We start from the raw sequence: 18,001 nt of genomic DNA on the forward strand, positions 1-18,001 counted from the left end.
CAATGGTACTTCGTCTCAAGACGCGGGAGAGTAGGTCGCTGCCAGGTCTGCTAAATGCACGTAATAATCTTCTCTTTATGACAACAGCTGAGCCAAGCGCCGGCTGTTGGCTGCAGGACACCCTTCTCCCAGCTCGGATCAGCCATCTTGCGGACTGTCGCGTTGCGACAGCCGCTGAAACTGTTTCCAACGGACAGCCGTTGCAGGGCGAGCTGACGCCCTTGATATCCTGCTGCCCTCTCCTGTTTCCGTCCGCTGTACGGCCTCAGCCTCGAAACCCGCCAGGCCGGCGTGATTTCGAGGTCTCTTCGTTGCGAGTCGCGATCGGGGCCCTGGAGCAATCCGCAAAAAAATCTTCGGCAGTTTCGCGCCTCCTGCTTGCCCGCAGGAGGCTGGTTTTGCGCCTCCAGGGCTGCTGCGCGGCTGTGCCAAAACGGCGCTGTTGCTTGCGTCCAGCCGGTTTTCGGAAGGGACTGTTAACCATCGGTTCCTATGTCTCAGGGGACATTCAATTGGCGAGTCTCCGGTATGGCATCCATGCGTTTTTCTCGGGCAAATCTGACGGCAACAGCGCTTGGGGAGGATGAGCAGCAACGCCACGAGCCGGCACAGCCGCATGCCATCGATTTTGCCGGTCGAATCATCGGCCGGGACACCAATGCGCATAGCTATGTGAAACCCCAGAACGACGGTGCGGTGTTCCCCAATTTCGGCGGAGACGGCGCGTTTGCACGCCCCGAATGGCAGGACTATTTCTTCTTGGCACCCAATGTCCGCTTCACGCGCACACCCGATCGCGAGATCAAGAAAATCTCGACTGAGGACGGGGAGCATGAGCCGCAGGTCGAGCAGCCGGCCGTAGCCGTTCAACAAGCTGCCGCGCCCGCTCCGGCGCCAACCACGACCACCAGACCAGCTTCTCCGCAGCCCCAGACGGCAATACCGTCCGCGCGGCAACCGTCACCTGCGCGTGTTGCAAACCAGGCTCCGGTCGCGCCCGTGATCGCTGCACCCGCTGCTGCCCCTGCGGTTGTTGCCCCCCGGCAGCCGGCGGCCCAGGCGCCGCGGCGCAACACACGCTGGTCCTACATTTCGGATCACGCCTTCTTCGAGTTTGCTTGCGAATTCCAGCCGCAGCACGCGGCAGCCCCTGCCCCGGTGGCGGCGGCCAAAGCACCGGCTATCACGCCGCGCCAGGCTGAGCCGCGGCGGCTCGTGTCTCCGGATGCGACGTCTCTCTACAAGGTCATCGAGGTGTCGACCTCCATGCAGCTGACGCCGGTCGAAGCGACCAGGGCAGCGGTCGTGGCGGATGTTGCCGAAGCAGTTGCGCCCGCCGTTGAAACGCCGGCTGCCGTTGCCGCCGCCTCGGCCAGCAGGCCGGTTGCCGCCAATGACGCCACGCCGGCCGCTCCGTCGCGCACCGTCGAGATCACTATGCCGGCGCCGCGCCAGTCGCTGCCAATGGTCGGCAAGGTGGTTCAGGTCGAGCCTGGCGAATACGAACTGCCGTCGGAAGAACTGCTGCAGCTGCCGCCGGAAGGCCAGGGTTTCTACATGTCGCAGGAGCGGCTGGAGCAGAACGCCGACCTTCTCGAAAGCGTGCTGGAGGATTTCGGCGTCAAGGGCGAGATCATCCACGTCCGTCCCGGCCCTGTCGTTACCCTTTATGAGTTCGAGCCGGCGCCGGGTGTGAAATCCTCGCGCGTCATCGGCCTTGCCGATGATATCGCCCGCTCGATGTCGGCCATCTCGGCGCGTGTCGCCGTTATCCCGGGTCGCAACGTCATCGGCATCGAACTGCCGAATGAGACCCGCGAAACCGTCTATTTCCGCGAGCTGATCGAATCCGACGGCTTCCAGAACACCGCCTGCAAACTGGCGCTCTGCCTCGGCAAGACCATCGGCGGCGAGCCCGTCATCGCCGAGCTTGCCAAGATGCCGCACCTGCTCGTCGCCGGCACCACCGGCTCGGGCAAGTCGGTGGCCATCAACACCATGATCCTGTCGCTGCTCTATCGGCTGAAGCCGGAAGAATGCCGCCTCATCATGGTCGATCCCAAGATGCTGGAACTGTCGATCTATGACGGCATTCCGCACCTTTTGACGCCTGTCGTGACCGATCCCAAGAAGGCGGTCACCGCGCTGAAGTGGGCGGTGCGCGAAATGGAGGATCGCTATCGCAAGATGGCGCGGCTCGGCGTGCGCAACATCGACGGCTACAACCAGCGCGCCGCGGTTGCCCGCGACAAGGGCGAAGTCGTGGTGATGCAGGTGCAGACCGGCTTCGAAAAGGGCACTGGCGCGCCGCTGTTCGAGGACCAGGAGATCGACCTCGCGCCGATGCCCTATATCGTCGTCATCGTCGACGAGATGGCCGACCTGATGATGGTCGCCGGCAAGGAAATCGAAGGCGCCATCCAGCGTCTCGCCCAGATGGCCCGTGCCGCCGGCATCCACCTGATCATGGCGACGCAGCGTCCGTCGGTCGACGTCATCACCGGCACGATCAAGGCCAACTTCCCGACCCGCATCTCGTTCCAGGTGACGTCGAAGATCGACTCGCGCACCATTCTTGGCGAACAGGGTGCCGAACAGCTGCTCGGCCAGGGTGACATGCTGCACATGGCCGGCGGCGGCCGCATCGCCCGCGTGCACGGACCGTTCGTCTCCGACGCTGAAGTCGAACATGTCGTCAACCACCTCAAGTCGCAGGGACGCCCCGAATATCTCGAGACGGTGACCGCAGACGAAGAGGAAGAGTTGCCCGAGGTCGACGAGAGCCCGGTGTTCGACAAGAGCGGCATGGGTGCCGAGGACGGTGACAACCTCTATGACGAGGCGGTCAAGGTGGTTCTGCGCGACAAGAAGTGCTCGACCTCCTACATCCAGCGCCGCCTTGGCATCGGTTACAACCGTGCCGCTTCGATCGTCGAGCGCATGGAAAAGGAAGGCATCGTCGGCGAACCCAACCACGTCGGCAAGCGCGAGATCATCCGATAATCGGGAATCGCCTGGCTCTGTCGCGCGGCAGGTGTCGCCCGAAGCCGGCTGCGCTTTGACGAAAATGCCGTCTGGCCCGCGCGCGAGCGCGGGTTGGCGCTATCGGAAACGCCGGTTCGACGGAACATCGCCGGCAGCGCTTCTGAAACAGCGCACGGAGAAACGAAAATGCGCATCGTTGTTGCCCGGCTGAACCATGAAACCAACACGTTCTCGCCGGTCGTGACGACGCTTGCTTCCTTCGATCCGCAATGGGGCGAAGCGGCGCGCATCTTCGGCAAGGGCTCCAACACCGCACTTGGCGCGTTCCATGCTTATGCAGAGCGTATCGGCGCCGAACTGGTGACGCCGCTGGCTGCCACCGCCAATCCCAGCGGTCCGGTCGACAACGAGGCTTTCGAGACGATGGCGAACGCCATTCTCCGCGCTGTGGAAGCCGGCTGCGATGCGATCCTTCTCGATTTGCATGGCGCCATGGTCACAGACCGTTTCGACGACGCCGAAGGGGAGCTGCTCGCCCGCATAAGAGCGCGCGCACCGCAGGTTCCGCTTGGCGTCGCACTCGACCTGCACGGCAATGTCACGCAGCGCATGGTCGACAACTGCGATTGCATCGTCGGCTTCAAGACCTATCCGCACGTCGACATGTATGCGACCGGCGAGCATGTCACCCGCATCATCGACGCGATGCTCAAAGGTGCCGGCCGCCCAAGCCAGCACTGGGTTCATCCACCCATGCTTGCGGCGACATTGCGCATGAACACCAACCTCTCCTGCGCGATGACCGACATCGTCGACCTGGCGCGGGAAGCGGAAAAGCGCGACGGCGTCCATGCCGTCACCCTCTTCGGCGGCTTTCCGATTGCCGACATGGCGCAGACCGGCGTCTGCGTGGTGGTGGTTGCTGATGATGCCGGTACGGCCAAAGCCGTGGCCGACGAGATCGCCGAACAGACCTGGCGCCGCCGCGCGGAATTCCTTTACGACGAGCAGCCATTGGCGGCTTCCCTGGCAAGCGCCGTCGAAGCTTCACAACGGCCGGGCAACGGGCCTGTGCTCCTGCTCGACCATGGCGACAACTGCATGTCAGGCGGTACCTGCGATACGATGGATGTTCTGGAGGCCATGCTTCAGGTCGGCCTCGACGGGATTGTCGCTGGTCCGATCTGCGATCCGGAAGCGGTCGAGGTCCTGACGTCCGCCGGCGTCGGCGCGTCGATCGCCATCGAGCTCGGCAACAAGCTGAGCGCGAAAGGTTTTGTCGCGCCGCGGCCTCCCCTGAAACTTGAAGGACGGGTCGCCGCGACCAGCGACGGCAACTACATCGTTTCGGGGCCGATATATACGGGACAGCTCTGCAGGATGGGGCGCGCGGTCAAGTTCGAGGCCGCAGGCGCGTCGATCCTGATCACCGAATTGCCGCACGAGCCGTGGGATCTCGGGGTCTTTCACTGCACCGCGCTTGATCCTCTGGCGGCGCGCTTCCTGCTGCTGAAGTCGCGTATGTATTGCCGGCCGGTGTTCGAGCCTCGCTGCAGGGCTGTCGTCGAATGCGCGAGTTCGGGTGTGACGAGTTCCAACTACGGTCTGTTTTCGTTCAGCAAGCTTGCCAGGCCGATCTATCCGCTGGATGGCGACTTCCATTGGACGCCGGCTGGCTAGCGCGTAACCGTCCGAAAGGATGCGCGGCGCTCTAAGCGGCCCGAAGCTTATCGCCGGCTGGCTTCGACTGCGCGGCGGCCAGGTTGACCCAGGCCTTGATCGGGAGGTGGTCGGAAGCCAGGCGTGCCAGAGGCGTGTCGTGAGCGATAACGGGCGACAGGATATCCTTCCGATTCGAGATCAGTCGGTCGAGCGCCAACAAGGGCAGCCGCGACGGAAAACTGGGAACGGCAGGCGGCAATTCGCCGAATGCGGTCTCGAACATGGCAAGCGCGGAACGGTCGTTGAGCCGCCACTCATTGAGGTCGCCCATCAGCAGCGTCGGGGTCTCGCGCTTGTCATTCATGATGTCCAGGATCGCGCGAACCTGCCGCGTTCGCGAGCGGCGCAGCAGACCGAAATGCGCTGCGACAATGCGGATGATGCCTCCCGCTTCGAGCTCGATTTCTGCAACCACGGCGCCGCGCGGTTCCAGACCGGGCAGCTTGATCTGGTGGACATCGCGCACACTGCCGCGCCTGAACAGCACGACATTGCCGTGCCAGCCATGCGCCTTGAGCTGGCCTGGGATCGGTACGGCGGTGAGCCCGGCCTCACGCTCGAGGCGCGCCAGATCCAGCAAGCCATTGCGGTCACCGAAGCGCTTGTCGGCTTCCTGCAAGGCGATGACATCGGAATTGATCTCGTGAATGACGCGCCCGGTGCGTTCCGGGTCGAACTTTCCGTCCGTGCCCACGCATTTGTGGACGTTGTAGGAGGCGACGAGCACACCTGCCTGCTCGTTGCTCCCGGTCGACGGCTCCGGGTGATCCCGGCGTGTCCGAATGCGCTCCAGGATGTTCGCGGGAAGGCCTCCGCCCAGCCTGTGCATGGTGTTTTTCGTCTCTTTGCCGATCATCAGTTCCGAGCCTGCGTCGCCCTTTTCTAATTAGGTAAAGCTTCGTCTCCCTGCAACCGGCAGAAATCCAGGGCGCCGGTTCAAAGATAGGGCGATCCAAGCCAGAGAATCCGGTCGATCAAACGTACAAGAAATGGACGCTGACGCAATTCATGCAGCGTCACCTGCTTTGCCGAACCGACCGCGCCTTCGATGCGCGCCGCGATCTTTTCGGCGAAGACAGGATCCAGCACTTCGAGGTCGATCTCGAAATTCAACCTCAGCGAGCGCGGATCCAGATTGGAGGAGCCGATGAACGCCCAGGTGGAATCGACGACAAGCAGTTTGGAATGGTCGAATGGCCCCTGCGCGCGCCACACCTTGCAATAACTTCTCAGCACCTGGTCGAACTGGGCGGTCATGGCGCGGTCGACGAGGACGAGATTGTTGGCGGACGGCACGACGATATCGATGTCGACGCCGCGCCGTGCCGCCGTGGTCAGGGCGCTGATCAATTCCCGGTCCGGAAGGAAATAGGGTGACATGATGCGGATGGAGCGGCGGGCGACCGAAAAGGCGGCCATCAGCATCTTGTGATTGGCTTCCAGGCTGGCATCGGGACCGGAGGGCAGCGCACGCATGAGTGTCGGTGAGCCTGGATCTCCATTGGTGTCGAACGCGATATGCCAGGCTTCGCCTTCCAGCCGCTCACCACTGGCGAAAAACCAGTCTTCGGCGGCAACCGAGAAAATATCGGCGACCACCGGGCCATCGATGCGGAAATGCGTGTCGCGCGCCATGTCGGCGCCGGCGAATTCGGCGGTGAAACCCTGCCTGATGTTCATCCCACCCATGAAGGCCACGGCGCCGTCCGCCACCAGGATCTTCCGGTGGGTTCGCAGATTCGCATAGGGCAGGCGCAAGCCGACGATGATGCTGCCGTTGAACACGTCGGTCGGGACGCCACTCTTTTGCAGATAACCGACAATGCTGGGGACCGAGTAGCGGGCTCCGACCGCGTCGATCAGAACCCGCACGGCAACGCCGCGCCGCACGGCTTTTATCAAGGCATCGGCGATGCGCAGCCCAATCGGATCGCGGTCGAAGATATAGGTTTCCAGGATAACGCTGCGTTGAGCACTGTCGATCGCCTCGATCATGGCGGCATAGGCTTCATCTCCGCTTTCGATCATGGTGAGCGCATTCGCCGTCGTCAGGATGTGGTGGGTTATCCGGTCGCCGGCGGTCTTGAGGGCAACGAAACGCGGGCCGAACCGGGCTTCGATGGAGCTGTCGGTTGCGTCGAAACGCGTATGCTCCAGCACCGCGCGGCCGGCGGCGGCTCGTTCCGCTGCGAGTGAAACACCCCGGATGCGGTTTATCCCGGCAATGGCATACAGCGCCGCACCGATGAAGGGCGACAGGATGATGATGCCGACCCAGCCTATGGCCGCACGCACCTCATCCTTGGTCATCGCCGCGTGAGCGGCAGCGACCGCCGTTATCACCATCGATACGGCTGCAAGGATTTGGCCCCAATGGGTCGCGATCAACGTCCACATGGCGACATCTACGCAATTATCCTCGATGTCGTCGATCGATATCCTTGAAGGCGCGCCGATTGGGCGGCTCCGAGCAGCCTGCTGTCGTTGATCTTCAAAACAGTGGCCGGAAAACCGAAAGCGCCCTGAAGGGCGCCTTTTCACATGACTGGTTTTCGGTTGAAAACTGCAGGGATGAGGTGATCCGAACGCCTGACCTCATCCCTGCAAAGGGAAAGATTGGCTATCGCGCGGCATTCGCAGTGCAGCCAAACCTTTCCGTCCGCCGATCTTATCGTCGGGGTAGAGTCCCATTTTGGGGTGGAGCGTCTTCGTTCTCCGGAGGCGTGTCATCCTGCGAAGGTGAGGCCTCGTCCGTTGGGGGTAAAACCTCATCATGCGGTCGGGTCTGATCAACGTCGGCCGGCATTTCTTCGTCTACAGATGGCTCGGCTCGGGGCGCTTGTCTCCCTGTGTCGATCGCTTCGCCATCATCCTGTCTGGAAGGCTCGGCTTGTTCACGGTCGATATTGGCATCGTTGATGTCGTTGTCGCTGCTATCCGGCCGTGCGGCGGTTTCATTCGTCGCGGCCCTTTCGACGGTGAAATCGACATCCGCTGGCAATGGCTCGACAGCGACCCGCGACAGGTCCTCTTCCGGCAGCGCCACATAGATGTTGGTCGTCTCGTTGGTCACATTGTAGATCGTCTCATAGGTGACGTCCTGATAGATCGCCGGCTGACGGACCTCCAGGATGGGATCGGCGATGATGATCGGGTCGTCGTACCAGCTTGAGGCCAGCCCGTCATAATATCCGTCATAGTAACCATCCCAATAATCATCGAAGCGCGGCGATATGTAGTAGGCATTGTCGAAATATACGTAATATGCGGGATAGTAGGTTCGTGTCGTCACAACGAAGGCATCGAAATATCCCGCGAACACCACCAGCATGAATGCGGCACGCTGGTAGACCACCGGGTCGTCGAAACGATCGTCGAGATAAGCAATCTCGCGATGCATGCGCCGAACTTCGGCCCGCAATGCGGCGTTGTCCGCCACCTGGTTCTCCAGTGTCCGAACCCTGACGGTAAGGTCGGAAACTTTCCTTTTGAGCGCCTGCACTTCTGCCTTGGAAGCCTTTGGAGCCGGTTTTGCCGGCTTGGAAAGCACATAGCGCGAGGAGTAGGCAGACCAGGCGACATTGAACCGCTGCAACGCTTTCGTGGCGGTGGTACTCTTCGTTGCTGACAGCGCGTATCGGGTCTGGAGATCTCCGACGGCCCTCGACACGGCCTTTGTGTCTTTGGCAATGGACGCCGCGTTTTTCGATGCCAACGCCCCTTCGAGTTTCTGCATGGCTCTGGACGTGTCGGTCACGGCCGCAACAACGTTCGCGCCGCTCCGACGTCTGCTGTCGGCGGAAGCTTCCTTGAAGCTGAAGGCCAGCGCTGCCAGAGAGCCACGCATGTCCTTGAGAAGAGCGGCAGCATTCATCTCAACCGGGGCGGATGCGTGTGCCTCGGTTCCCATTGAGAGACGGGGGCCGAAGACGGGCGCGATGAGCGGGCTTGCGGTGTTCATTGCAGCAGCAGCCAACGCGATGCCGAGCGTGAAAGGTCGCCTTTTTGTCGAGATCGAGGACATGTGTCTCCAGGGAAAACGTTGCGGTTTGGCTTTGCTGGTCAAAGGCTGGTGTTCAGGACATGTTCCAACCAATCCCAAACCGGAGTGGGTGGTCTTGTTCAACGGCTGAGGAAGCAGCCCATGTGTTTCCACTCATGGCATTGCAGCACCCGGTACAGGTTCGATGAAGGTCGGTGCTGCACCACGGGAATTGCGAGCGCGATCGCGCACAAGATGGTGACGAATGCGAAACCAGGGATGAGGCGAAACACCATTCTTACCCCTTGCCTGCCGTGGCGCGCTTGCGGGTCGCTCTGTCTCATAGGCGCGGTTTTAAACCGGCCAAGCTGACAGGCCCCTGAAGCGATTGTCAGCGAATTTTCAGCTACGCTCCTGTAAACTGACGAGCAGGTCCGGAGATTGCTGTGAGACGACTGGCTGAGTTGAGGTGTCTCGTGACATGCGGGGCGCTGCTGTTGCTGCTCTCGGCAGGCGCGCACGCTCAGGATTCGGGCGAAGGCTCGGACGATGGTGGAAACGGCGGCGTCAGCAGTTCGGATACGGAGTCCGAGGACGCGGGTAGCGGGCACGGCGGCGGTATCTGGGGGGACTATTCGGTTTCGCGGCCGTCCCCGGACCTTGAGGATGATGATCAAGGCAGGGACGCAGCCCTCGATGCCGTGCAGAATCAGCACGCCCTCCCCTTGGACGCCATCACTGAAGCGACCCGGAAGTTGACTAACGGCCAGATCCTGGATGCGCAGCTGAAGTCGGTCGGCGGGTCACTTCGCTACGAAATGAAGGTGCTGGAATCCGGGGATCAGCTCCGGCGCTATTCGTTCGACGCCCGCAGCGGTCGCCTGGTCGGAGTGAAATGACGGATGCGCGTTCTGGTTGCTGAAGATGATCGCCGCATCGCCCAGGCGCTTGGCCAGGCACTCGGCGCGGCCGGATTTGCGATCGAGTTCGCCTCCCAGGGGGAGGATGTCTGGTTTCGCGGCGATACCGAGACATTCGATGCCGTCATCCTCGACCTGGGGCTTCCGGACCTGGACGGCCTGACGATCCTCAAGCGCTGGCGTCGCGCAGGACGGAACATGCCTGTGCTGATCCTGACCGCCCGTGGCCAATGGAATGAGAGAGTGGAGGGCATTGAGGCCGGTGCTGACGACTATGTGGTCAAGCCCTTTCGTATCGAAGAGGTCGTAGCCCGGATACGTGCGCTCGTGCGTCGCGCGGGTGGGTTTTCATCGTCCCAGATCGAGGTCGGGCAATACATGCTCGACACGCGCATGAAGCAGGTGACCCGCGACGGGCTTCCGATAGCGCTGACACCGCAGGAATACCGCCTCTTTGCTTTTATGGTGCATCAGCGGGCGAGAGTTGTCTCGCAGCTGGAAATAACGGAGCATCTCTATTCGCAGGATTTCGCAAGGGACTCCAACTCCGTCGAGGTCCTGGTCGCCCGTCTGCGCAAACGCCTGGGCGCCGGCGTGATCGTGACGCGTCGGGGACTCGGATACACGCTTGGCAATTTCTGATGAAACTTGGCTCGCTCAAGGTTCGGATGATTGTCGGGACTGCAGTCTCGATCGCTTTTGCGCTCGTGCTGGCCGGAATCGCACTCGGCTACATGTTCGTGGAAAGCGTCGAGCGGGGTGCGCGGTCCGATCTGTCGGCAACCATGGCGCGTCTTGTGGCGCTGGTCGATCTGGACGTGAGCGGCGCTGTACCGCGTCTTTCGGGTCGATTGCCCGACCCCCGCTATGACACGCCGCAAAGCGGCCTTTACTGGCAGGTCCGTGATATGGACTCGCAGCGGACAACACGCTCGCGTTCACTCTGGGACCGGATGCTGGATACGGATCCCAAGCTGGAAGGACAGCGGTTCTCGACGATGACGGGACCTGCGGGGCAGTCCCTGATCGCGTTGTCGCTGAACGCGAACTTCAAGACCAATCAGCAGGACAAGCGTTATCAGATCATCGTTGCCCAAGACCGCTCCATACTCGACGATTCCATCAAGGATTTCGCCTGGTCAATGGTCATAGCCCTGCTTGTTCTGGGCGGCGCCCTCGTCGTCATTGCTGTCCTGCAGGTGCATTTCGGCCTCCTGCCGTTCAAGAAACTGCGCCAGGATGTCGAGAGCATTCGCAAGGGGACGGCCAGCTCTGTCGAAAGCAGCTATCCTGACGAGGTTGTTCCCTTGGTCGTCGAGGTCAACGAACTGCTCGCGTTGCAGCAAAAATCCATCGAGTTCGCGCGTTCGCGTGCCGCAGACCTGGCCCACGGGCTTAAGACCCCGCTGTCCGTAATAGGCACCATCGCCCACGAACTGGAGATGCGTGGCGATCATCACCATGCGGCCGCCATCTCCGACCTGGCGAACGAAATGCACGAGCGCATCGATTATCAGCTGCGCCTGTCGAGGCTGCGCCATCGCGCACGGCTGCACACGCTGAGAGCTCCGCTTAACCCTGTGATCACGCGGGCGATGCTCGTCCTGCAGAAGACAAAAGAAGGCGAACGCCTCGAGTGGCTGACCGACAACGACGAGCTCGATGTCGATATCGACGCAAACGACCTCATCGAACTTGTCGGGATCATTTTGGAGAACGCCGCCAAATGGGCGAAGTCCACGGTGAGCGTCGAGGTTCGCAAAGACGGCGACACGGCTGAAGTGAGAATCAGTGACGACGGGCCAGGGATAGGTCAGTCGAACTTGAATCTGGTTGGCGTACGAGGGCAGCGCTTTGACGAGAGCGCACCTGGAAGCGGTTTGGGGCTTGCAATCGCGAGAGAGATCGTAGCGCTGAACAACGGATCGATGTCGTTTCAGAACCCTTCGAGCGGTGGCACGCTCGTCATCCTGAGGCTGCCTCTCGCGCTGGCGCAGAATGCCGCCGAGGGAGAAGGGTCGAGCCGGCTGGCTGGTTCCACATCGTGAGATGGGCCTGCTGACAGCTCCATCGAACCGGTCCCGCTGAGGCTGGATTGCGACCAGACGTAAAAAACAGAAAAGGCCGCCTCGCGGCGACCTTTTTCTAACAGCTTGGTTTTCCGAAGGAAAACTGGAGCGGGTGAAGCGATTCGAACGCTCGACCCCAACCTTGGCAAGGTTGTGCTCTACCCCTGAGCTACACCCGCTCACACGGCCTTGGGCCGCAAGCCGGGCCTATATGGCCGAAGACCGCGCCGAATGCAACAGGGAAAAATGCGCTTTTTTCATCGTCGGCAAAACTGGCCAAAACGCCTTGGCTTGCAGGCTCCCTCTGCTCTATGGGTCAGAGGGTATGACATCGTATGGCTCAACGGTTGCGATGTCGGATATTTTTACGCGGCAACAGGGTGAAGCTTCATGGCCAAGACAGAAGACGAGCTTTTCGCTTTCCTCGCTGGGCTGGGCATCGAGGTTTCGACCCGCCGGCATGCGCCGCTGTACACCGTCGCCGATTCGCAGGCGCTGCGTGGTGAAATCGCCGGCGGACACACCAAGAACCTGTTCCTCAAGGACAAGAAGGACAATTTCTTTCTGGTGACGGTGGACGAGAATGCGGAGGTCGATCTCAAGCAGATTCATCGTCTGATCGGCGCGGCCAGCAAGGTTTCGTTCGGCAAGCCGGAGAAGCTGCTGGAACTGCTCGGCGTCGTTCCGGGCGCGGTCACCGTGTTCGGGCTGATCAACGACAGCGAAAAGCAGGTCAGGATCGTGCTGGATGCATCGTTGATAGAAAATGCGGTGATCAACGCGCATCCATTGACCAATGAAGCGACCACGTCGATCACTTCGCGCGATCTGGTCAGATTCATCGAGGCAACCGGCCATGAGCCTGTTATCTTGAAAGTCTCGGCGTGATCGCCACATTGGTGGCAAACCAGCCCCTGCAGAACAGGGCCGCCGTTTTGTGTGGCGACCCGAAAGGACAAGATGATGAGTGACCAAAATCCGTTCGGCGGCGGCAGTGCGTATACGACGACTGTGCAATATGGCGGGCAGAACGGCGCAGCAGCCCCCGCAAATGGTGCGGCCGGCAACCTGATCAAGGATACGACCACGGCGGCTTTCACCGCCGACGTCATCCAGGAATCGCGCAGCCAGCCGGTGCTAGTGGATTTCTGGGCGCCATGGTGCGGTCCGTGCAAGCAGCTGACGCCGCTGCTGGAAAAGGCGATCAACGCCGCCGGCGGCACGGTGAAGCTCGTCAAGATGAACATTGACGACCATCCCTCGATTGCCGGACAGCTTGGCATCCAGTCCATTCCGGCGGTCATCGCCTTCAAGAACGGCCAGCCGGTCGACGGTTTCATGGGTGCCATTCCCGAAAGCCAGATTCGCGAATTCATCGAGCGGGTCGGTGGCAAGGGCGGCGGCCAGCCGCAGCTCGCCGAGGCCTTGGCTGCCGCGACCGAGGCTCGCGACGCTGGCGATGTCCAGACGGCCGCGGATATCTATCAATCGATCCTGGAGCAGGCGCCCGACACGGTCGAGGCCATTGCCGGTCTTGCCGAGATCCTGTTCGAGGCAGGCGATACCGCCGGTGCGGAGGCCGTGCTGGCGCAACTGCCCGAAGGCAAGGCGGATGCTCCGGCCATCAGCGCCGTGCGCGCGCGCATTGCGCTTGCCGCGCAGGCGTCCGACCTCGGCAACCCCGCTGAACTGGAAAAGCGTCTTGCCGAGAACCCGAAGGATCACCAGGCCCGCTTCGACCTCGCCATGATCCAGAATGCGACGGGCGAACGTGAAAAGGCGGCTGACAATCTGCTGGCGATCGTGAAGGCCGACCGTACCTGGAACGACGACGGCGCGCGCGCGCAGTTGTTGCAGCTGTTCGAAGCCTGGGGCCTGACCGACGAGGTGACCTTGTCGACGCGCCGCAAATTGTCCTCGCTGCTGTTTTCGTAGAACGCAGCGCAGACGGAGCCCTGCCGGCAACCTGTCGGCAGGTTCTGCGCAGCAATGTGACTGGAACGGGAAGAAGAATGCGCGCGGGAAACACGCGATATCGGCTCGAAACCGATTTGCCTGCCTCGATCGCGGTTTTCCCGCTGGCGGGGGCGCTGCTCTTGCCGGGCGGGCGCCTGCCGTTGAACATCTTCGAGCCGCGCTACCTGCAGATGGTGGATGACGTTCTCGGCGGTTCTCGGCTGATCGGCATGATCCAGCCGAGCCTTGACGGCGCATTGCGCGACGATGGCGAGCCCGAACTCAGTGGCATCGGCTGCATCGGCCGGTTGACGTCCTACATGGAAACCGGCGACGGCCGTTATGTCGTGTCGCTGCAAGGCATTTGCCGCTTCCGGGTCGCGCAGGAACTTGCCGTGCGCACGCCTTTCCGCCAATGCCGGATGGCGCCGTTCCTGGCGGATCTCGAGGAGGACCCATCGGCCTCGGCGGTTGACCGAACGGCCCTGCTAAAGGCTTTCCGCGCCTATCTGCAGGCCAATGACCTGGAGGCGGATTGGGAAAGCGTAAGCCGGGCCGACAATGCCATGCTGGTCAACGCGCTTTCGATGATGGCACCTTACGGCGCGGCCGAAAAGCAGGCGCTTCTGGAGGCGCAGGACCTGAAGAGCCGAGCCGAGACGTTGATTGCGATCACCGAAATGACGCTCGCGCGCGAGGGCGAAGATTTCGGGCCGGGTCTGCAATAAGGGTGGAGGCAGGCATGGGCGAACGGGAAGGCAAGAAGGTCGATGTCGACCCGAAGCTCTTGGAGCTGCTGGTGTGCCCGCTGACCAAGGGACCATTGACCTGGGACGCCGAGCGCGGCGAGCTGGTCTCGCGCGTTGCCAGGTTGGCTTATCCCGTGCGTGACGGGATTCCAATCATGCTGCCCTCCGAGGCGCGGTCGATTGCGCCGGGTGAGGATTGAGCCCAGGCATTGCAGGCGACTTTGCAGGCTCTACCGACCTGATTCCCGGCGGATCAATGAAAATTGCGGCCTTTCGGCATGACGCGCTGCGCAGCATCGGCAAGGTTGCGGAAATCCTGTTCTGACGGCTTACGCTGAATTTCGGGCATACTGCTGTGACTTCGCCCGGCGGGACCGGTTAGGAGATTCTTGGCATCCGCTGATCTGGCAAGGTCCGGATGGGCGTCCTCCAGCAATGACGATAGCCAGGGTGTCAGGTCTTCGATCTTGTCGGCAACAATGTGAATGACGTTCGATTCACATTGCAACTTGCCGGCGACGCGGACCAAACGTGCGCCCATGATCACTGGCCGAAAGCGTTGGAAGACCCGTTCCCAGAAAATAACATTGGCCACGGTCTTCTCATCTTCCAACGTGAGAAAGATAGCTTTGCCACTGCCGGGCCGCTGGCGCACCAGCACAAGGCCGGCAACGGTGACGCGCCTGCCGTCCGGTACCGAAGACAACAGCGCGTTCGGCGTGACGCCGCTGCGGGTAAGCCGGTCGCGCAGGAACGAGACCGGATGCGCCTTGAGCGATAGGCCGAGCGAACGATAATCGTGAATGACGTGTTCACCCGACTGCATCATCGGCAGTTTTGTCGCCGGTTCGAGATCGGGAAGCCTGATGTCGGGCTGATCGAACAAGGGGAGTCGCTCCGCAGCCTTGCTAGCATCCAGGGCGCGCACCGCCCACAGGGCGTCACGCCGGCTGATGCCGAGCGAGCGAAAGGCATCGGCCTCGGCCAGTTTTTCGATCTCGTCGGTGTCGAGACCGGAGCGCAGCCAGACATCGCGCACGGATTCGTAGCCGTCGCCGCGCCGGGCGACGAAGACGGCCATTCTCTCTTCCGACAGACCCTTGATCTGGCGGAACCCAAGCCTGACAGCGTGGTCGGTCAGGATCACGTTCCGCATCTCGGCATGGCGGGTGACGATACGTTGTGGATCGAAGAAGGCTTTTTCGAGCGTGCAGTCCCAGACCGAGGTGTTGATATCGACATCACGAATCTCGACGCCGTGGTCGCGCGCATCCCGCACCAGTTGGGCTGGCTGATAGAAACCCATTGGCTGTGAATTGAGGATCGCGGCGCAGAAAACGTCGGGATAGAAAGTCTTGAGCCAGCAGGACGCGTAGACGAGCAAGGCGAAAGACGCGGCATGGCTTTCCGGGAAGCCGTATTCGCCGAAGCCCTCGATCTGCTTGAAGCAGCGCTCGGCAAATTCCCTGGGGTAGCCGCGCTCGACCATGCCGTTGATCATGCGGTCACGATAATTGCCGATGGTTCCGGTGCGCTTGAAGGTCGCCATGGCGCGACGTAACTGATCGGCTTCGCCGGGCGTAAAGCCCCCAGCATCGATCGCGATTTTCATGGCTTGTTCCTGGAACAGGGGTACGCCGAGCGTTCGTTCCAAAATGTGCTCAAGTTCGACACTCGGATATTCGACCTTTTCCTTTCCCTGTCGGCGGCGGAGATAGGGATGAACCATGTCCCCTTGGATCGGACCGGGGCGAACAATGGCCACCTCAATAACGAGGTCATAGAATTTTCTGGGTCGCAGACGCGGTAGCATCGACATCTGCGCACGGGACTCGATTTGAAAAACACCGAGCGTGTCGGCCCGGCAGATCATATCGTAAACATGGTTGTCTTCCTTAGGGATCGTGGCCAAATCGAGCTTGCGACCATATCGATCCCGAACGCCGTAGTGATTTTCCAACAAATCGAAAGCACGCTTCAGGCAAGACAGCATGCCAAGCGCCAGCACATCGACTTTAAGCAGCCCGACCGCATCGAGGTCGTCTTTGTCCCACTCCACCATCTTGCGTTCGTCCATCGCCGTCTTGATGATGGGCACGATCTCGTCGAGCCGATCCTTGGTGATGACGAAGCCGCCGACATGCTGGGTGAGATGGCGTGGAAAACCCATGATATCGTTGGCCAGATCGAGGACATGTCTGGTCAGGGGCTCTGTCTGATCGAGACCACCAGCCTGGGTTTCCCGTTCGCCAAGTTCCGATGAATACCAGCCCCAGATCGAGCTGGACAAAGCACTTCGAACATCTTCGGAAAGACCCATGGCCTTGGCGACCTCACGCAGGGCCGAGCGGCCGCGATAGCTGGTTACGGCTGCAGCCAGCGCAGTGTGTTTTTCGCTGTATTTTTCATAGATGTAAGCAATGATCTTTTCCCGCTTTTCATGTTCAAAATCGACATCGATATCAGGCGGCTCGTCACGTTCGGTCGAGATGAAACGTTCGAAAAGCACGTCCATCAGGCTGGGGTTCACCTCGGTGATTTTGAGGCAATAGCAAATCACCGAATTGGCAGCCGAGCCACGTCCCTGACAGAGGACATTCACGTCCTCGCGGCGGGCATAGCGAATGATGTCATGGACCGTGAGAAAATAGCGCGCGTAATTCTTCTGTCCGACAATCGCCAGTTCGTGGCGAATCAGCCGATCGACCTTCTCTGGAACACCTTCAGGGTATCGTTCATGTGCCCCTCGCCATGTCAGGCGCTCCAACTCCGTCTGCGGGTCCACGCCTTCTTCTGTGGTTTCGTCAGGGTAGTTGTGTTTCAATTCGTTCAGCGAAAACCGCAGCGTTTCGGCGAAGCATCGCGTTTGCGCCAAGGCGTCCGGATATCTGCGGAAAAGCCGGGCCATTTCGACAGCCGGTTTCATGTGGCGTTCGGCATTTGCCGCCAGTTCGAAACCGGCGTCGGCAACGGGGACGTTGAGGCGAATGGCGGTGACCACGTCCTGGAGCGGCCGGCGTGCAGGCGTGTGATAGAGCACATCATTGGTTGCCATCAGAGGCAGTCTGGCCGCCGCCGCCAGGGCGGCTGCCTGCTCCAGCCGGAAACGGTCGTTGCCCTGATAATTGGGTGCCGCCGCCAGCCATAGGTTGCCGTCGAAGCGATCCTTCAACTGCCGCAGCAAGGCCAGCTGCGTTTCACCGTTGCCCAGCAGATCGGGCAGGACGGCAAGCGACAGGCGGTCGCCCCATTCGAGCAGGTCGGTCCGCTCAAGCAGCGTCGCGCCTTTTTCCGTCTCGGGACGCAGATTGGCCTGGGTGAGCATGCGGCACAGATGGCCCCAGCCTTCGCGATCCTGCGGATAGGCAAGGATGTCGGGAGTGCCGTCACCGAAAACCAGCCGGCAGCCGGGATGGTAGGAGAGGCCTTCGACCTTCGACTGCTGCCAGGCGCGCACGACACCGGCGACCGTGTTGCGGTCGGCAAGGCCGACCGCCGATAAACCATAGAGCTTGGCGGTGACGACCAGTTCCTCGGGGCGCGAGGCACCACGCAGGAAGGAAAAATTCGATTGCACGCCGAATTCGGCATAAGCCGGTGCGTGCTGGACGATCATGT

The 18,001-nt window shown here is 61.3% G+C and carries 13 protein-coding genes and 1 tRNA gene; 9 read left to right on the forward strand and 5 right to left on the reverse strand.

Translation table 11 applies throughout. The features are described from left to right. Window positions 1-537 precede the first annotated feature (537 nt). Both AC3WTO_RS11515 and AC3WTO_RS11520 read left to right on the forward strand, forming a co-directional pair. Window positions 538-3,003 carry a DNA translocase FtsK gene (locus tag AC3WTO_RS11515; RefSeq protein ID WP_492558412.1) on the forward strand — a complete coding sequence of 822 codons (2,466 nt, stop codon included), beginning with the start codon at window positions 538-540 and terminating at the stop codon, window positions 3,001-3,003. 168 nt (window positions 3,004-3,171) lie between these two features. Further along, window positions 3,172-4,665 carry a M81 family metallopeptidase gene (locus AC3WTO_RS11520; protein ID WP_492460882.1) on the forward strand — a complete coding sequence of 498 codons (1,494 nt, stop codon included), beginning with the start codon at window positions 3,172-3,174 and terminating at the stop codon, window positions 4,663-4,665. 31 nt (window positions 4,666-4,696) lie between these two features. On the opposite strand, the gene AC3WTO_RS11525 is transcribed toward AC3WTO_RS11520, so the two are convergent. The 3 genes from AC3WTO_RS11525 to AC3WTO_RS11535 form a co-directional block, all read right to left on the reverse strand. Beyond that, on the reverse strand, window positions 4,697-5,536 hold the full coding sequence (locus tag AC3WTO_RS11525) for an endonuclease/exonuclease/phosphatase family protein (RefSeq protein WP_492461521.1): 840 nt from the start codon (window positions 5,534-5,536) through the stop codon (window positions 4,697-4,699). A gap of 107 nt (window positions 5,537-5,643) precedes the next feature. Beyond that, the gene (locus AC3WTO_RS11530) at window positions 5,644-7,104 is read right to left on the reverse strand and encodes a phospholipase D-like domain-containing protein (protein ID WP_492460883.1); all 1,461 of its coding nucleotides are present in this window, start codon (window positions 7,102-7,104) and stop codon (window positions 5,644-5,646) included. A 271-nt stretch (window positions 7,105-7,375) separates the two neighbouring features. Next, on the reverse strand, window positions 7,376-8,731 hold the full coding sequence (locus tag AC3WTO_RS11535) for a hypothetical protein (protein WP_492558413.1): 1,356 nt from the start codon (window positions 8,729-8,731) through the stop codon (window positions 7,376-7,378). Window positions 8,732-9,186: 455 nt separating this feature from the next. Here AC3WTO_RS11535 and AC3WTO_RS11540 point away from each other — a divergent pair, with 455 nt between their 5' ends. Genes AC3WTO_RS11540 through AC3WTO_RS11550 form a run of 3 tightly spaced genes read left to right on the forward strand, consistent with a single transcriptional unit; the run spans window position 9,187 to window position 11,657 of the window. Beyond that, on the forward strand, window positions 9,187-9,588 hold the full coding sequence (locus AC3WTO_RS11540) for a PepSY domain-containing protein (protein ID WP_492460885.1): 402 nt from the start codon (window positions 9,187-9,189) through the stop codon (window positions 9,586-9,588). Between the two features lie 3 nt (window positions 9,589-9,591). Continuing rightward, a complete protein-coding gene (locus AC3WTO_RS11545; RefSeq protein ID WP_492460886.1) occupies window positions 9,592-10,251 on the forward strand; it encodes a response regulator transcription factor in 660 nt (219 codons plus the stop codon). Next, window positions 10,251-11,657: a sensor histidine kinase gene (locus tag AC3WTO_RS11550; RefSeq protein WP_492460887.1), complete on the forward strand. Its 1,407-nt coding sequence runs from the start codon at window positions 10,251-10,253 to the stop codon at window positions 11,655-11,657. Before AC3WTO_RS11545 ends, AC3WTO_RS11550 begins: the two co-directional genes overlap by 1 nt. Before the next feature lie 125 nt (window positions 11,658-11,782). On the opposite strand, the gene AC3WTO_RS11555 is transcribed toward AC3WTO_RS11550, so the two are convergent. Next, window positions 11,783-11,857, reverse strand: a tRNA-Gly gene (locus AC3WTO_RS11555). A gap of 211 nt (window positions 11,858-12,068) precedes the next feature. Between AC3WTO_RS11555 and AC3WTO_RS11560 the strand changes: the two genes are divergently transcribed. The 4 genes from AC3WTO_RS11560 (at window position 12,069) to AC3WTO_RS11575 (ending at window position 14,583) form a co-directional block, all read left to right on the forward strand. Continuing rightward, window positions 12,069-12,566 carry a prolyl-tRNA synthetase associated domain-containing protein gene (locus tag AC3WTO_RS11560; RefSeq protein WP_492460888.1) on the forward strand — a complete coding sequence of 166 codons (498 nt, stop codon included), beginning with the start codon at window positions 12,069-12,071 and terminating at the stop codon, window positions 12,564-12,566. 75 nt (window positions 12,567-12,641) lie between these two features. After that, window positions 12,642-13,613 (forward strand): thioredoxin, encoded by a 972-nt coding sequence (gene trxA / locus AC3WTO_RS11565; RefSeq protein WP_492460889.1) that lies wholly within the window; start codon window positions 12,642-12,644, stop codon window positions 13,611-13,613. A 77-nt stretch (window positions 13,614-13,690) separates the two neighbouring features. Beyond that, entirely contained in the window at window positions 13,691-14,362 is a 672-nt protein-coding gene (locus tag AC3WTO_RS11570) for an LON peptidase substrate-binding domain-containing protein (protein WP_492460890.1), read from the forward strand. 14 nt (window positions 14,363-14,376) lie between these two features. After that, a complete protein-coding gene (locus AC3WTO_RS11575) occupies window positions 14,377-14,583 on the forward strand; it encodes a Trm112 family protein (RefSeq protein WP_492460891.1) in 207 nt (68 codons plus the stop codon). A gap of 53 nt (window positions 14,584-14,636) precedes the next feature. On the opposite strand, the gene AC3WTO_RS11580 is transcribed toward AC3WTO_RS11575, so the two are convergent. Then, window positions 14,637-17,999: an error-prone DNA polymerase gene (locus AC3WTO_RS11580; RefSeq protein ID WP_492461522.1), complete on the reverse strand. Its 3,363-nt coding sequence runs from the start codon at window positions 17,997-17,999 to the stop codon at window positions 14,637-14,639. Window positions 18,000-18,001 lie beyond the last annotated feature (2 nt).

This window comes from Mesorhizobium sp. EU05-FHT14A09 (assembly GCF_058790995.1).

Coding starts and splice junctions, on each gene's coding strand:
- AC3WTO_RS11515 (WP_492558412.1), top strand. CDS start 538: ATGCGTTTTTCTCGGGCAAATCTGACGGCAACAGCGCTTGGGGAGGAT.
- AC3WTO_RS11520 (WP_492460882.1), top strand. CDS start 3,172: ATGCGCATCGTTGTTGCCCGGCTGAACCATGAAACCAACACGTTCTCG.
- AC3WTO_RS11525 (WP_492461521.1), bottom strand. CDS start 5,536: ATGCACAGGCTGGGCGGAGGCCTTCCCGCGAACATCCTGGAGCGCATT.
- AC3WTO_RS11530 (WP_492460883.1), bottom strand. CDS start 7,104: ATGTGGACGTTGATCGCGACCCATTGGGGCCAAATCCTTGCAGCCGTA.
- AC3WTO_RS11535 (WP_492558413.1), bottom strand. CDS start 8,731: ATGTCCTCGATCTCGACAAAAAGGCGACCTTTCACGCTCGGCATCGCG.
- AC3WTO_RS11545 (WP_492460886.1), top strand. CDS start 9,592: ATGCGCGTTCTGGTTGCTGAAGATGATCGCCGCATCGCCCAGGCGCTT.
- AC3WTO_RS11550 (WP_492460887.1), top strand. CDS start 10,251: ATGAAACTTGGCTCGCTCAAGGTTCGGATGATTGTCGGGACTGCAGTC.
- AC3WTO_RS11560 (WP_492460888.1), top strand. CDS start 12,069: ATGGCCAAGACAGAAGACGAGCTTTTCGCTTTCCTCGCTGGGCTGGGC.
- trxA (WP_492460889.1), top strand. CDS start 12,642: ATGAGTGACCAAAATCCGTTCGGCGGCGGCAGTGCGTATACGACGACT.
- AC3WTO_RS11570 (WP_492460890.1), top strand. CDS start 13,691: ATGCGCGCGGGAAACACGCGATATCGGCTCGAAACCGATTTGCCTGCC.
- AC3WTO_RS11575 (WP_492460891.1), top strand. CDS start 14,377: ATGGGCGAACGGGAAGGCAAGAAGGTCGATGTCGACCCGAAGCTCTTG.
- AC3WTO_RS11580 (WP_492461522.1), bottom strand. CDS start 17,999: ATGATCGTCCAGCACGCACCGGCTTATGCCGAATTCGGCGTGCAATCG.